Genomic DNA, 15,340 nt, shown 5'->3' on the forward strand with positions numbered 1-15,340 from the left:
AAAACCGTAAAAGTTAACCGGAATTTAAAAATTTAACAAAACCCTTAACAAATCTTAACGAAACCATAACATAAATGTTAGTACAATGACACCCAGAGTTAAGTTAGATAAGGGTGCATTGCGACCTACTTCAGGATTACGAGAAACAGCATCTACTTTTAGCCCAAGATTTGTGAGAACTTATCTTGGGTTTTTTTTGCCTCGAGTAAATGGACGATGTAAGAGACCGTTGGTTTACAATTTAGAGAAATCAAACTTAATTTTGACTACTTTAAACAAAACCCCTTTGGAGAAATAATGAAAATTTTAGTAATTGAAGACAATACCGACATCGCTGCCAATATCGTAGATTATTTTGAAGACAAAGGTCATATTTTAGATTATGCGGCAGATGGAATCACCGGTTTACATTTTGCAGTCACTCATGATTTCGATGTTATTATTTTGGATTTAATGTTACCAGGTATGGATGGACTGGAAATTTGCAAAAAATTACGCCATGATACCGATAAAAACACTCCGGTGCTTATGCTCACAGCCAGAGACACACTCGAACAAAAACTTCAGGGGTTTGACTCAGGAGCCGATGATTACATGGTTAAACCTTTTGCGTTGCAAGAACTTGAAGCAAGAGTTACGGTTCTTGCCAATCGCAGGAATAACAACTCTAAAAAAGTATTACAGGTGGGCGATTTGGAATATGATACAAATACTTTTATTGTTAAGAGAGCAGGAAACCCTATTGAAATGAATCCGACCGGGTTGAAGCTATTGAAACATTTAATGGAAGCATCACCGTGGGTTGTTCCACGTCACGAGCTTGAACTAAAAGTTTGGGGTGAAGAAATGCCTGATAGTGATTCGCTCAGAGTTCATATTCATGGACTTAGAGCGATAATAGACAAACCTTTTGAAAAACCATTGATACACACACGTCACGGAATTGGTTATCGAATAGCAGACCTGGATGAAGTTTCGAAATAAATTAAAATACCGGATTATAGTCGCATTTTTAACACTGAGCACATTGCTCAGTGTTTTGTTTGCGGCAACATCTTTAACAATTCGGCAGAATCTAAGTACCAACTTGATTGGTGAGTCCATTAAACAAAACCTTGACGAATATATGGAGAAGTTTATTAATGATCCAAAAGGAACTCAAGGAGAGCCAATAGCTTCCAACGTCAAAGCCTTACTAACTACGCCTGAAAAACTTCCGCTAAATTTACCATTGAGCTATGCTGATTTGGGAGATGGAATTCATGATTTACAAGAAGATGGAAAAAAACTCAAAGTGGCAGTTAATAAAAGACATGTTCTCGATGGAAAAGAAATCTGGGGATATGTGATATTTGACGTGACACCACCAAAGAATGAAAATCGTTTGGTTTATTCTTCGTTAGCAGGAATATTTTTGTTATTTACAGTGATTGCCTATTTTCTGGCAATCTATGCCTCCGGAAAAATTCTTAAACCGTTGCGAAAACTTTCTTCAATGGTTAATCGCCAAAGCGATCAAAAACAAAAGCTGGCAAAAGGTTTTTCAGATGATGAAGTGGGTCAACTGGCACAAGCACTGGACGAGTATTCTGAGCGGTTAACAAAGATGGTCGATAGAGACAAAGAGTTTAATGCCGACGTTAGCCATGAATTAAGAACACCACTTGCTGTTATATCCAGCACGACGGAGCTCATAATGGCTCAACCGGAAATAGATGAAAAAACCAGATTGAGATTGGATCGGATTGAAAGAGCGGTTAAACAATCTTCGGAGCTGATAGAAACATTATTATTGTTGGCTAGAGAAGAACAAAGAGCTGACAAAGATATGGAGCGAACTCAGGTTGGAAAACTAATCAAAGATATATTACAGAATTTTTCAGCGACAATTAGTCTTAAAAAATTAAATGTTAAAGTAGTCGAAGAGGACTGGTTACAAGTTAAGGCTCCTGCATCGGTAGTTTCGGTCGCGTTAAGTAACTTGATAGGTAATGCTATTAAATACACTCCAAAAGGAACAATCCAGATTATTTTGAAAAAAGACAGAGTGTTGGTTGTTGATGAAGGGATGGGAGTGAGTAATGATGAGTTGCCTCAATTATTTGACAGACACTATCGCAGTAATAAAGTCACACAAAAAGGTTCAGGGTTGGGTTTGGCAATAGTAAAAAGACTGTGTGAGTTGTATAATTGGCAAGCGGTTATTCACAAAAACGATATCAGTGGGTTAACAGCTGAGTTAATTTTTACTAAATAACTGTATCACCGGAACTTTAGTTTTAAAAAAACGCCTATATTTATACACAAAATTTATCTTCTAACAAAATTAGCAATATGAAATATCAAATATTATCTTCAGTATTTGCAATGCTGTTTGTTTTTTCTGCAACAAGCCAGCCTATTACAACTCCGGCACCACCAACACTTGCCGCAGAGAGTTATATCCTCATGGACTTTCTATCGGATACATTGATTGCTGAAAAAGATATTGATAAAAAAGTAGAACCTGCAAGCATTACCAAAATGATGACTGCTTACGTGGTCTTTACCGAGTTGAAGACTGGTAACCTCAGGACTGATGACTTGATTAGAGTGAGCGAAAAGGCATGGCGTACCGGTGGTTCAAAAATGTTTATTGAGGTGAACAAGACAGTTAGTGTTAGCGACTTGTTAAAAGGTATGATTGTTCAATCTGGTAATGATGCTTGCATTGCTTTCGCCGAACATATTGCAGGAACTGAAGAAACATTCACTGACTTAATGAATCAGTATGCAAAAAAACTGGGAATGAAAAATTCACATTTCACTAATTCAACAGGTCTTCCTTCTGAAGGACACTATATCACTGCCAGAGATGCAGCTATTTTGGCAAAGGCGATAATTGTTGATTTTCCTGAATATTTTCCGTTATTTTCTGAAAAAGAATTTACCTTTAATGAAATTACTCAGAACAATAGGAATACTTTGCTTTGGCGGGATCCTTCGGTTGATGGGTTCAAAACCGGTCACACTGAATCAGCTGGTTATTGTCTGGTTTCTTCGGCAAAGCGAAATGGCATGCGTTTGATAGCGGTAGTTATGGGTACAGAGTCTCAAAAAGCTCGTGCCGATGAGTCTCAGAATCTTCTTAATTACGGTTTCCGGTTCTATGAGACCAATTTGTTGTTTAAGGCGAATGAAAAAAGAGTCAATGTTGAAGTATGGAAAGGAGTTGAAGAAGATATCAATCTTGGTTTGCAAGAAGATTTATTCATAACCATTCCAAAAGGTGAATATAAAAACCTGCAAGCAAAAGTGGATGTTCCCAATTTTTTGATAGCACCAATAGGTAAATCATCAATAATTGGCACATTAAACATCAATTTGCATGATAAAGTGATTTCAAGCAAACCATTAGTTGCCTTAGATGCTGTGAATAAAGGAGGCTGGTGGACAAGAACAACTGATAGTATAGGATTGTGGTTTAAAGACGATGACTAAAAAAACAATTGAGGAATTAGCAAACAAAGCGGAACAAAAACCCGAAGGGTTAACATTTCCTTGCACCTATCCGGTTAAGGCTATGGGTGAAAACACTAACAAGTTTTTGCAGGAAATGCTTTTTATTGCGCAAAAACATTGTCCCGATACTGAAGAACATCATGTGCGAACCAATCAAAGTCGAACTGGAAAATATCAATCCGTGACAATTACTGTGAATGTTGAGTCCAGAACTCATTTAGAAAATTTATTTATCGAAATTCGCAGTCACAAAGACGTGAAATGGACACTGTAGAAATTTCGACTCCAGTTAAAATCAAACATCTTGGATTCAGTGAATATGAACCTGTATGGCGTGCCATGCAAGAATTCACAGATTCAAGAGATAAGGAAACAACAGATGAAATCTGGACAGTCGAACATCCACCGGTATTTACCCAGGGACAGGCAGGAAAAGCAGAACATATTTTAGCCGCCGGCGATATCCCGGTGATTCAGGTCGATCGTGGCGGACAAGTCACTTATCACGGACCGGGTCAAATTGTTATTTACCCATTGATTGATTTGAAAAGACATAAGATGGGTATTAAAGCTTTGGTGCATGGAATCGAAGAAGCGATTATTCAGACCTTATCTCAATACGATGTGCATGCGCAACGCAGGGAAAACGCTCCCGGAGTTTATGTCGAAGGTAAGAAAGTTGCTTCTCTGGGTTTAAGAGTTCGTAAAGGCTGTACTTTTCATGGGTTGGCATTTAATATTCGCATGGATTTGGAACCATTCTCTCGAATCAATCCTTGCGGTTTTTTAGGTCTTGAAGTGGTTCAGCTCAGTGAATTCGTTAATAATGTCGATTTTCATCAGGTGCAAAATGAACTTGTTGACAATTTGTGTAATATTTTGAAATTTAAGAAACAATGACAGATTCCATTCCTTTAATTATTGCCGGAAAAAAACAGCTTGGTGCGGATAAAACTCATCGAAACCGTGCCGGATTTGAAACCGATGTTCCGACTCTTCGTAAACCAGATTGGATTCGTGTGAGATTGCCGGTTGGAAATGCCGTTGAAAAGCTGAAGAAAAAAATCAGCAACAACGCTCTGGTTACTGTTTGTGAGGAAGCATCCTGTCCTAACATTCATGAGTGCTACAACAAGGGAACTGCCACATTCATGATTCTTGGAGAAGTTTGTACTCGCCGTTGTTCTTTCTGCGATGTGGCACATGGCAGGCCTTTGCCACCGGATGTCAATGAACCCCAAAATCTGGCAAATACCATTGCTGAAATGGGTCTCAAATATGTCGTTATTACATCTGTTGACAGAGATGACCTGAAAGACGGTGGAGCTCAGCACTATGTGGATTGCATCAAAGCTGTTCGTGAAAAAAGTCCGGGCATTCAAATTGAAATTCTGACACCTGATTATCGTGGTCGCGGACGTATGGATGTGGCTCTGGATATTCTCGCGCAGGAGCTTCCGGATGTTTTTAATCACAATTTGGAAACCGTATTTCCATTATATAAATCTGTTCGTCCCGGAGCGGATTATCAATGGTCGCTGACATTGCTTAAACGCTTTAAGGAAAATCATCCTCATATTCTGACCAAATCTGGCATCATGGTTGGATTGGGTGAAACTTATGAACAAGTTCAGGAAACTCTTCGTGATTTAGCTGAACATAAAGTCGATATGATTACCATCGGTCAATATCTGCAACCCACCAAACATCATCATCCGGTCATGTATTACTGGACACCTCAAGAATTTAAAGACATCGAAGAATATGGCTACAGTCTTGGATTTACTCACATCGCCAGTGGTCCACTGATAAGGTCTTCTTATTTTGCTGATAAATCAGCAGAAGAGGCAATGGAAAAAGAGTAATTGTTTTTTAAATTCATTAATTCAAACCCAGTTGATTTTGTGACAATCAGACTTTTTTCAATAACAAAATATGGAGGAATAATTATGAAGAATATAATCTTTTTACTGTTTATTATGAGTTTATCAGCTTGTAGCAATAATGATAGCGAGCAACCGGGTCCGGCTGAAAAAGCAGGGAAGTCATTAGACAATATGACGGAGGAACTGACTGAAGAGACTAAAAGTACTTATCAAAAAGCTAAAGATAAAGCACATGATATGAAAAACAAAATTTCAGACTCAGCTGAAAAAACAGCAGACTCTGTCAAACAGGGATTTGAGAATGTTAAAGAAAAATCTTTGGAAATCAAAGATGATATTGTAGACGGCTCAAAAGAGATAAAAGACAAAACTGTTGAAAAGTATCAGGAAGTAAAAGAAAAAACTGCTGAAAAATATCAAGAGGTTAAGGAAAAGCTCACCGATGATGACTCAGAGAGCTGATTCAAACAAATAAAACAGCCAAATCAAAGGGGTCAAAAATTAACGATTCGGCCTCATTAGTTCTATGATGTAGGATATATTGATTAAGCAGAAAGTGAGTGTTTAGTGTCAAATAGAATCAAAGAGCAAGGGGTTAATGCATTTATTACACCATTGGACAATTTTATCACAGAATTGGCAAATCAAATTTGTATAGCTACACATATTGAAAAGTCTACAACTGCGTTAAGACATACCCCAACTCTACTACGGATAATTAGGAAATTTGTTAAAATCCCTTATCAAGTAACTAAAGCCATGAATTATCTTGAACAGACTCCATAGCAACATTAAATCTTACGAAGAATATATTAGACAATGATTTTTCAAAAACAAATATTCATGTATTAATTGCAATGTGAAATTCGTTACAAACAGCAATAGAGGATATGTTTGTTATTCTCCTTAAAAAGAAACGTGTCAGAGAAGATATTGTTAAACTTGATATTCCCAATAGATGGAAGCGAGATTTGGTAGATGAAACCGAAGAAGATAACTATCGTTTTTTTCTATCAAATTGGAAAACTGGTGGAAGTCACATTGTTGATTTTATGGAAATAAAATTGGCTTGTTTTGATATGGGTGGAGAAGTTCCAGAAAAACTAACAATGGGATTAATTGAAATGCACGCATTAAGAAACTGTCTGGTTCATAGGGCGGGGATTGCTGATAAGAAATTTACAGAACAAGCTCCATCACTAGGAATCACTGTAGGAGAAGAAATTTTTATCAATAGAGAAATGCTTACAAAATATTATCAAGTAGCGGGAGAATATGGAAAACTTCTTTTTTCAAGAATAACAAAGTGTAAGTATTTTGTAGTTGCACCAAAAACGAGCCTGTAAACAATTCTGTGTATCTGCGCTCATAAATAATCACCTAAGCGACTTTCAAATTCTATCACAAAACGATTCAAAGCAGGCTTCCAGTTGCGATGGGCATAGTCCATTTGCGGAAGCCCTCTTTACACCAAAATATCGCCTTTTTGGCAGAATCGTCAGTAGGGAATATCTTACGCTTTTTAATCACCTTTCTGATAACACTATTGAGTGATTCTATCGCATTTGTGGTGTAAATGACTTTTCTAATATCTTCAGGGTAGTCAAAAAAGGTGTTGAGATTGTTCCAGTTTGCTCTCCATGATTTGCCAATCTGTGATATTTACCGTCCCAACTGGAACAGAATTTATCCAATGCAAGCAAAGCTTCATCTTCTGTGATGGATTTATAAATGCTCTTCAAATCAGCTGTAACTGCCTTGTAATCCTTGTATGGAACATACTTGATGGAGTTGCGCACCATGTGCACGATACACAGCTGGATTTGTGTATCAGGATAAACAGTCTCAATGGCTTCGGGAAACTTTAATCCATCAACACAAGCAATGAGAATATCTTTAACGCCTCTGTTTTGCAATTCTGTGAGGACTCCCAGCCAAATTGGCACCTTCAGTTTCAGCAAGCCACATGCCTAAAAGCTCTTATGACCTTCCATATTAACGCCCAAAGCAAGATAAACGGACTTGTTGATTACTTTTCGATCTTGTCGAACCTTAACCACCAGACAATCCAGATAAACAATGGGATAAACAGCATCCAATGGGCGGGACTGCCATTCGGTGACTAAGTCGATGACTGCATTGGTGACCTTTGAAATCAGGCCGGCTGATATGTCAGCACTGTATAGTTCCTGGAACATATCAACGATTTCACGGGGTACTCATGCCTTTGGCATAAAGGCTCAGAATCTTGTCATCCATGGCTGTGAACCGGGTTTGGTTCTTCTTGATGAGTTCCGGTTCAAACTCCCCATCACGGTCACGAGGGGTGTCCAGAATAAATGCTCCGGTATCGGTTCTCACTGTTTTGGAAGTGTATCCATTGCGGGCATTTCCGGAAATCCGTGAACCCCCTTTATCGTAACCAAGATGGTCATCCAATTCAGCATTGAGGGCTGCTTCAACAGTTATTTTGCTCAGGATTTGGCTGAATTCAGCCAAATCCTTTTGAGTTTTTATACCTTTGGCAAGTTCTTTGCCTAAGGCTTCAAGTTCTTTTCTATTTTTCATAATGTACCTACTTTAACAAATTTCAATTAAAGCAGATACACAGATTTATTTACAGTGCTCCAAAAAACCTAAAAGCTGTTTATCTTTATCAATCGGAGTCAGAGTCATTGACAATCATTATTGATATAGTTGTTGATTATAATCAAGTTACAATATGTTACTAAATTCTATAAGAAAGGCTTCTTCAGTATGAAATACAGTTGTAATTAAATTTTTATTTTGAAGGATTTTCCTTTAAGAGTAGAATCCAAGCCATTACTTAAATAATGGCAATTAAAAAAATTTAAGATTAGAAGTTATGCAATCAACAGAAGATGAAAAATTAAAATTTTTGTATGCTGCTTTGAAGGAAGCGCAGGATAATGTTCGGAATTATGACACCAAAGCACAGATTGTCAGCATCGGCTATCTTTTTACCATCGGTGCTATCAGCAAAGTCCAAACTCAATCATTATTCAATGCACCGCTTGATATCATCATGATGTGGGCAATTATCATTTTTCCTCTGATACTTTTTGCTGCGGTTCTCTATCCGACTCGTAAAATGGCTCCCAGTGTTAAAAGAGGAAGAAAAGCAGTGAAAGCCCTGTTTTATTTTCATCCTTCTGAAGTTGTGTCAGTTGATGAATATGTAAATCAGCTGGATGAAGTTGATATCGAACAGGAGCTGAGCTACGAGTTATTCAAAGTTTCGGTGCTTCGCGACTTAAAAAGAGTTCGGTTTTTAAGAGCTTTATTCTTTGCTAGTCTCGGTTTGATTTTCCTTTTTATCAAACAAATATCTCCCTATTTAATAAACTTTTCTTAAGTATTTCTACACAGTTGTTTAGGCATTGATTAAATAAATCAGAGTGAATTTTTCTTAAATATTTTTGAAAATACTTGTCTTTTTAAAAACAAGTGCTACAATTTTAGCATTATGCTAATTTTGTAGCACTTTATGAAAAAAGATAAATTAAAAAAACTCAGTCGCCGCGAACGGCAAATCATGGACATCGTTTATCAACAAAGCGAGGTTTCTGCCCAAGATATTCTTAAACATATTCCAGACCCCCCAAGTTACTCCGCAATTCGGGCAATGTTGACACGATTAGTGAATAAAGAGGTTTTGGAATTTCGCCAAGATGGAGCAAGATATTTGTATTCACCGGTTATTGAAACTGAAGATGCAAAACACGATGCTCTATCAGGGTTGTTAAAAACATTTTTTAATAACTCTCCGGCTGCTGCCGTTTCTGCATTACTAGGAATGGAAAAGAAAAGCATGAGTACTGATGAACTTGAGAAAATCTCAGATCTGATAGAACAAGCAAAGAGGGAGGGGAGGTGATATGGAAAATTGGATGACAGCAAACATTAATTTAATTTTATTAATTGGAAAAATGCTCATTCCGGTATTAATGGTTTTATTAATTGTAAAAATGAATTTTCGGTTACCGGCGTGGTTTAAAGCATTATTGTGGCAGATAAGCTTTATCATTGTGTTGATAATTCCGGTTTTAAATTACTACTCTTTTATCAATTTACCCTTATTGTCTGAGATAAAATATGACTCGCCGGCGATTGATTTGCAAAATGAACAGCTTAAACACTTGCAGATAACTTCCGACAAGTTTGAAACTGTTAAGCCAACATATAATTTTATTTTCATCGCATACGCTTTAATAACTATGTAGCTTATTCTGCAATTTGCCAGACAGACATTGCAGTTAAGAGTTTTACGCAAGAAATCATTTCAAATCACCGACTAGAGCGTCATTCAGTTTTTTGAATCTATTTGCCAAACACATGATATAAAAAGCACTCCTTTACTTCTCCAGAGTAAAGAAATTGACTCTCCGATGACTTGGGGAGTTATGAATCCAATAATCATGATACCGGCAAAACAAACATCTTTTGTAAAAACCCGTTTAGCTTTGGCACATGAACTGTTTCATGTTCGCAGAACAGATTGGCTTTGGATGCAACTCAGCAAACTGACATGTTGTTTCTTTTGGTTCAACCCTTTGCTATGGTATTTCAGAAAACAAACATTGGAACACTTTGAACAAGCCTGTGATGAGAGTGTTATTAACACAGGTGTGTTGCCTTCTGATTATGCAGGTGCGTTGATGTATTTTCATCAAAGCAAACCCCAATACCACACCACTGCAATGGCTGCTCAAAGCCAACTATATAAACGCTTAACAAAAATATTAACAAACTCCAGGAGAAATGATATGAAACTATGGCAAACAACATTATTTGTTTTAACGCTGAATTTATTATTTATCACCATTGGTTGTAGCCGAGTGACTGCAGCAACTAAGAGCGAAAATAATTCTGAACTCACAAGTGTAAAAGCTCCTTTACCGAATAAACCTGTAACACCTGTTAGTCCCCTAGATGAAGAGGGAAAGCCGTAAGCACCTGATTTTCCCAAAGCTCCAAAAGCACCTTCTATTCATGAAGGGATTATTAGTAAAGAAGAGCTTGAAATACTGACGGAGGAACAGCTACTTGGAGCTGAAAAAGCTTTAATAGCAGCAGAGCAACAACTGAAGAACTTCAAAATGCTTGATTTAAAACAGATTGAGAAGCAACTCGTCAAATCAATTGATCAACTAGATGTAGAGAAGCTTGGTGTGCTTGAGAGTCTTGAATTGCAACTATTAGAACTTAAGGAGGTAAAAGAGTTTGAAAAACTATCAAAAGAAGAAAGAGAAGAAATATCTAAGGAGTTGGAGCTAGTTAAAAAGCAAGCAGTAAAAGATATGGAGAAAGCTAAGCTGGAAATTGTGGAGGCGAAAAAACAAATAGCAATGGAATTAAAAAATATAGATATGGGAGCCATCGAAAAACAACTTAAACAGGAAAGAGAGGAAATTTTGAGAGCCCGAGAACAGATTCAAAAGCAAAGGGAAGAATTCAGAAAACAGTAATTATTATTTAGAAAATATAAAAAGTCCTGTCTTAGTATAAAACTAGACAGGGTTTTTTTATGAGTTCAACACTGCTTGAATTGACTTTTTAGCAGCATCAAAGCTGAAATAGTTTTCAACATTTTTTAAGCCGCCCTCTGAAATGGTGTTCCAGAGGTTTTCATCCTGATACAGACGGACAACTTGATTGGAAAATTCTTCAGGAGTTTCAGCCTTTAGGACATCAACCCCTTCTTGTGTGTACATGCCTTCGACAGCAACTTTAGTACCAACGACAGGTTGGCCATAACTCATGCTCATGTTGACTTTACCTTTGACACCGGCACCGTAACGAAGCGGAGCTACGGCAATACGAATGTCATCCATAAACGGTTCAATATCTTCGACAAATCCATGATAGATGATATTGTCCGACGCAAGATTCTGGATTTCTTTGGGAGCTCTTGAGCCAATAATGTGAAATTTGATTTCAGGAAGTTGTTTGATAATCAAAGGAAATATTTTTTCAACAAACCATAAAACCGCATCCACATTCGGGGTGTGTTGATAACCACCGATAAACATAATGTCCTTTCTAGTAGAATAGGGTTTGCGACATCCGTATATTTCATGGATATTGGTCAAAACCTTGACATCGCTCTGAGGGATTTCATCTCCAAGAACTTCAACTTCATACGGACTCACCACTAATGTAACATCACAGGCTTTAGCAACATCGAGTTCTTTTTCACGAGTTTTTTCAGCCATCGAAGCCAGTTTTTTATCATTGGAAATCTCAGACATTCGTCGTTCACGGACATAATGTAAATCAACAGTATCAAAAATAATTTGAGCTTTTGGACAGTATTCTCGAATAAATGGCATGACTTGTTCAGCAACATAATAACGGCTCAGGATAACCGCATCAAGATACTTTCCTTTATCTTTTAGATAGTCAACAGGATTGGTGATATGTGGGGTGTAAATGCACTCAACACCGAGTTGTTGTAACTCTTCAGTGTACCTGTCATTATGACTGAGATTCTCAGGCATGAAAATCACATGATAACCTAATTCTTTTAGAATAATAATCAGATTCATCATCCGTAATGAACCCGAATCCTGATCCGGTGTTGGTGTGCAAGCATCAAAAATTAAAATTCTTTTTGGTTGTCCGTGTATTCGGCACAACTCTATATCACTACCTGATTTTTGTTGCAATGCGAGTTGATTTGCCCATTTTTGTTTGAATTTTTCCTGATTGACAACTTGATACTTTTTAACTCCTTGAGTTAAATCAGTTCCTGATGAAATTCCTTCAAAATGTGTCACAACAGAAGCCGGTTGATAATAAACTTTTTTCCCAATATTTCTAACAGCAAATGCTAAATCAGTGTCTTCGTAATAGGCCGGTTTGTATCTTTCATCAAATCGTCCAAGTTCTTCAAAGAGTTCTTTTGAAATAAGAATGCTGGCACCGGAACAGTAATCAACCTCACGCACATGGTTATATTGCGGTTCTTCAGGATTGCCGAGTCTGCCATAATTCCAACCACAGGCATCTGAAAAAATAATTCCACCGGCTTCTTGGAGTTGATTGTTTGGATATATCAGTTTGCTACCAACCAAACCGGCATCCGGATAATCCTCAAAAACATTAATGAGTGAATCCAGCCATAAGTCATAAACAACGGTATCATTGTTCAAGAATAACAGGTATCTTCCCTTTGCAAGTTTCGCACCTGTGTTACAGGATTCAATAAATCCACCATTTTGTTTCTGGCGGTGATAATGAATTCCTGAAATCATTTTTATCTGATTTTCAGTATCATCTGTTGAACAATCATCAATGACAATCACTTCAAACTCAGTTTTCTCACTCATTTCGGAAATAGACTTTAAGCATTGATAGGTGTGTTCAAAATGATTGTAAACAGGAATAATGATTGAAACAAAAGGCTGTCTGTTTGTTTTAATCTCGAATGCTTTATAGTCATTACTGATTTTGACAGGAGCTGTTTTTTTGATTTCTGGATGATAATTTGAAACTCTTCCTTTAATGAGTTTAAAGGTTCTGCCAACTCCACGAGTTTTCAAACTACGAAACAATCTTGTGGGCAAAGACCTCAGCTGAGTCCATCTGAATTTTAGTGCATTGCGTTTATGGCGTGCCCAGGTGGTGAATCTTCTCATAGGTTTTGTTACCCTCCAGGAACGACTTTGATAAACAGATTGTAGTTCGTTAAACAGGGTTTGCTTTGCAATAATCTCATTCTCAAAATTATAATTTAATTTTTCATACTCACTATTTAAATTATTAATTTCATCTTCAAGTCTGTTGGTTTCTTTTTTTAGAACTTGATTAATGTGAGCAATTTCATTGTTTAAACGACTTGTTTCTTTATTAAGAGTATTTTTAATTTTTTTGACTTCTTGTCTCTCTAGCTCGATGTTTTTTTCAGCTTTTTTTAGTTCCTTTGTGAGGTTTTTCGCCCAGACAGTGCGTTCTTCTAAATAATCTGTTGTATCAGCAAGTTCTGTTTTAAGTTGTAGATTTTTTGTATTTAAATTTTGCAATTGAGTTGCCCAGATTTTTAAATCTGGTTGTGATTCATTTAATTTGTATGAACACACTTTGTGTTTAGAGAATAATTTCTTGAAGGAGCTAATCTGTTCTTCAAAACTTGGGAAATTTTTGGTTTTAAGGTTTTCTCTGATTTTAAGTATATGTTCAGGGTTTGATTTGAGTTGAATAATTTTTTCGACAAATGAATTGGAATTATTCTCACAAATAAAGCCGGTGACATTATTTTCAATTCTTTCTTTCAGAGCTCCAAAATCTGTGCTTAGCGTGCAAATCCCGGCTTGTTGGAGTTCTGTTAAAGTGTAGTTGTACGTTTCAGAGGTCTGAGACGTAATCAGTGCAATATCCGGTTGGTATTTCTCAAGTAAATGTTGCAAATCACTCTGGTTATAATCCATGACGACAGAAATAGATTTGTTACTAAGATATTTTTTTCCCTCATTACCGGCCCCCAAAAAAACAAATCGGAAACTATTGTTTAATTGTTCCATAATGTCTTCGAGGAGCATTTGTCCTTTTGGAGGATTGATTCTACCAAGTACCAATATGCGAAAAGATTTATATTTTTTGTTATATGATATTGGTATTAAACTTTTTGAAGCGTGAGGGATAACATGAATTTCTTTTGTTAGTTGAACATCAATTTTTTTAAGATTGTTTTTTACTGACTCACTTGGAGCAACTAATGTGATTTTTTTTCTTTCAAAGATTCCATGTAGGTGTTCTTTCCAGCTTTGATAGGTCTCTTTACTAATTTCTCCGAAAGGTTCACTCGCAGTGTTTAACAATGCGGTATCAATATCAACTGAGGTTAGTATGTCGTTTTCCAGATTTGCAATTAAACTCGGCCATGAAGGAAAGTAATCATGAAAGATTTTTACAGTTGGAATTGGGGTTTGCAGACACTCCATACTGTGCCCGATAAGGCTAGAAACCATGATTTGCTGAACTTGAAACTCGTCAAGAATTTTATCTAGAATATTTTTGTATTCCTCATGAACTATAGATGTTGCTTTAATCGGAGATTGTAATTCATAGTTCCTTATCGTTATTCCGGAGTCGTTCCCATAATGGAGCTGAAGTTTTTCTCCGTGTCGATTCCGGTAAAGTTCGCCATAGGAAGCTAAAACAATGTGATTGTATTCAGTTTCGTGAGCACAATAATCATTAATCCATTTTGAGACGCCTCCACCCCATGACATTGAGATGTGCAACATAACAGGTTTTTTATCCAAAATAGGGTAACCAAGAAGTTTGTTTTCCACTTCCGGATAATTTTTTAGCCTCCACTGTAATGCTGCAAGAGGGTGAGCGGGTAGCGGTCGTTGGTCTCCTATATCAATTTTGTCGGTTAATTTAACGTTTTTGTCATTGTGACTTTGAACCAACAAATTGCTACAAACTTTATATTGAATAGAATCCAGTTGTTCTAGAACAGAGTGATTACGAACAATAAAGCACTCTGTATTTATTTCTTCACAAAAAAGAGTGCTTGGTGTTTGTAACAAATAAATCAAATTATCAAGTTGTTCAACAGATCCGTTAAATACATCGCCGCCTTGGAGGGGTGACAAACGATTAACTTTACAACTTTGTGCTGAGCAAAGTAGAGTATTGAGTTCTGTGACAATAGTTGCCATCAGTCTTTCAAACCAAAAAGCAGGCAACTTCGCCTTTGCATTTAATATGATAATTGGTGAATAATGATCAGTATTAGCAATGATTTTCTGGCGAAGGTCATCGTTAAACTCTTTTTCCTCAAATTGAATGCTTCGGCACTCTTTGATAATTGAGCTTGAAAGCTGAAATTCATTATCAGTGTTAAAAACAGCTAAATAGGGTTTGATTTTTTGCATTGGCGGATTATAGCAAATCAATTCTGGGCTGAATTAATGTTTCAA

The 15,340-nt window shown here is 36.8% G+C and carries 16 protein-coding genes and 1 pseudogene; 13 read left to right on the forward strand and 4 right to left on the reverse strand.

Annotation, left to right across the window (positions count from 1 at the left end):
- Positions 1-297: 297 nt before the first annotated feature.
- The 8 genes from R3F25_07205 (at position 298) to R3F25_07240 (ending at position 6,733) form a co-directional block, all read left to right on the forward strand.
- Positions 298-984, forward strand: a complete 687-nt coding sequence (locus R3F25_07205; protein ID MEZ5496602.1) for a response regulator transcription factor — start codon at positions 298-300, stop codon at positions 982-984.
- Positions 968-2,257 (forward strand): HAMP domain-containing sensor histidine kinase, encoded by a 1,290-nt coding sequence (locus R3F25_07210; GenBank protein ID MEZ5496603.1) that lies wholly within the window; start codon positions 968-970, stop codon positions 2,255-2,257. The genes R3F25_07205 and R3F25_07210 overlap by 17 nt, the downstream gene beginning before the upstream one ends.
- Positions 2,258-2,334: 77 nt before the next feature.
- Positions 2,335-3,480: a D-alanyl-D-alanine carboxypeptidase family protein gene (locus tag R3F25_07215; GenBank protein ID MEZ5496604.1), complete on the forward strand. Its 1,146-nt coding sequence runs from the start codon at positions 2,335-2,337 to the stop codon at positions 3,478-3,480.
- Complete coding sequence (locus tag R3F25_07220) at positions 3,473-3,775, forward strand: DUF493 domain-containing protein (protein ID MEZ5496605.1); 303 nt, start codon at positions 3,473-3,475, stop codon at positions 3,773-3,775. The genes R3F25_07215 and R3F25_07220 overlap by 8 nt, the downstream gene beginning before the upstream one ends.
- Positions 3,763-4,401 carry a lipoyl(octanoyl) transferase LipB gene (gene lipB / locus R3F25_07225; protein ID MEZ5496606.1) on the forward strand — a complete coding sequence of 213 codons (639 nt, stop codon included), beginning with the start codon at positions 3,763-3,765 and terminating at the stop codon, positions 4,399-4,401. Before R3F25_07220 ends, lipB begins: the two co-directional genes overlap by 13 nt.
- Entirely contained in the window at positions 4,398-5,366 is a 969-nt protein-coding gene (gene lipA, locus R3F25_07230; GenBank protein MEZ5496607.1) for a lipoyl synthase, read from the forward strand. The genes lipB and lipA overlap by 4 nt, the downstream gene beginning before the upstream one ends.
- Positions 5,367-5,450: 84 nt before the next feature.
- Entirely contained in the window at positions 5,451-5,849 is a 399-nt protein-coding gene (locus tag R3F25_07235) for a hypothetical protein (GenBank protein MEZ5496608.1), read from the forward strand.
- A 428-nt stretch (positions 5,850-6,277) separates the two neighbouring features.
- Positions 6,278-6,733 carry a hypothetical protein gene (locus R3F25_07240; protein MEZ5496609.1) on the forward strand — a complete coding sequence of 152 codons (456 nt, stop codon included), beginning with the start codon at positions 6,278-6,280 and terminating at the stop codon, positions 6,731-6,733.
- Between the two features lie 67 nt (positions 6,734-6,800).
- On the opposite strand, the gene R3F25_07245 is transcribed toward R3F25_07240, so the two are convergent.
- From R3F25_07245 to R3F25_07255, 3 genes and pseudogenes are all read right to left on the reverse strand, one after another.
- Positions 6,801-7,049, reverse strand: a complete 249-nt coding sequence (locus tag R3F25_07245) for a transposase (GenBank protein MEZ5496610.1) — start codon at positions 7,047-7,049, stop codon at positions 6,801-6,803.
- Positions 6,944-7,585, reverse strand: a pseudogene (locus R3F25_07250) (transposase). Before R3F25_07250 ends, R3F25_07245 begins: the two are co-directional and overlap by 106 nt.
- A gap of 10 nt (positions 7,586-7,595) precedes the next feature.
- Complete coding sequence (locus tag R3F25_07255; GenBank protein MEZ5496611.1) at positions 7,596-7,955, reverse strand: transposase; 360 nt, start codon at positions 7,953-7,955, stop codon at positions 7,596-7,598.
- Between the two features lie 298 nt (positions 7,956-8,253).
- Here R3F25_07255 and R3F25_07260 point away from each other — a divergent pair, with 298 nt between their 5' ends.
- The 5 genes from R3F25_07260 (at position 8,254) to R3F25_07280 (ending at position 10,876) form a co-directional block, all read left to right on the forward strand.
- Entirely contained in the window at positions 8,254-8,763 is a 510-nt protein-coding gene (locus R3F25_07260) for a hypothetical protein (protein ID MEZ5496612.1), read from the forward strand.
- Between the two features lie 132 nt (positions 8,764-8,895).
- A complete protein-coding gene (locus R3F25_07265; protein MEZ5496613.1) occupies positions 8,896-9,285 on the forward strand; it encodes a BlaI/MecI/CopY family transcriptional regulator in 390 nt (129 codons plus the stop codon).
- A gap of 13 nt (positions 9,286-9,298) precedes the next feature.
- On the forward strand, positions 9,299-9,631 hold the full coding sequence (locus tag R3F25_07270) for a hypothetical protein (protein MEZ5496614.1): 333 nt from the start codon (positions 9,299-9,301) through the stop codon (positions 9,629-9,631).
- 117 nt (positions 9,632-9,748) lie between these two features.
- On the forward strand, positions 9,749-10,360 hold the full coding sequence (locus R3F25_07275) for a M56 family metallopeptidase (GenBank protein MEZ5496615.1): 612 nt from the start codon (positions 9,749-9,751) through the stop codon (positions 10,358-10,360).
- 147 nt (positions 10,361-10,507) lie between these two features.
- A complete protein-coding gene (locus R3F25_07280) occupies positions 10,508-10,876 on the forward strand; it encodes a hypothetical protein (GenBank protein MEZ5496616.1) in 369 nt (122 codons plus the stop codon).
- 57 nt (positions 10,877-10,933) lie between these two features.
- Here R3F25_07280 and R3F25_07285 read toward each other — a convergent pair whose 3' ends face one another.
- Positions 10,934-15,295 carry a glycosyltransferase gene (locus R3F25_07285; GenBank protein ID MEZ5496617.1) on the reverse strand — a complete coding sequence of 1,454 codons (4,362 nt, stop codon included), beginning with the start codon at positions 15,293-15,295 and terminating at the stop codon, positions 10,934-10,936.
- Positions 15,296-15,340: the final 45 nt, after the last annotated feature.

This window comes from Gammaproteobacteria bacterium (assembly GCA_041395445.1).
GTDB lineage: Bacteria > Pseudomonadota > Gammaproteobacteria > Xanthomonadales > Marinicellaceae > NORP309.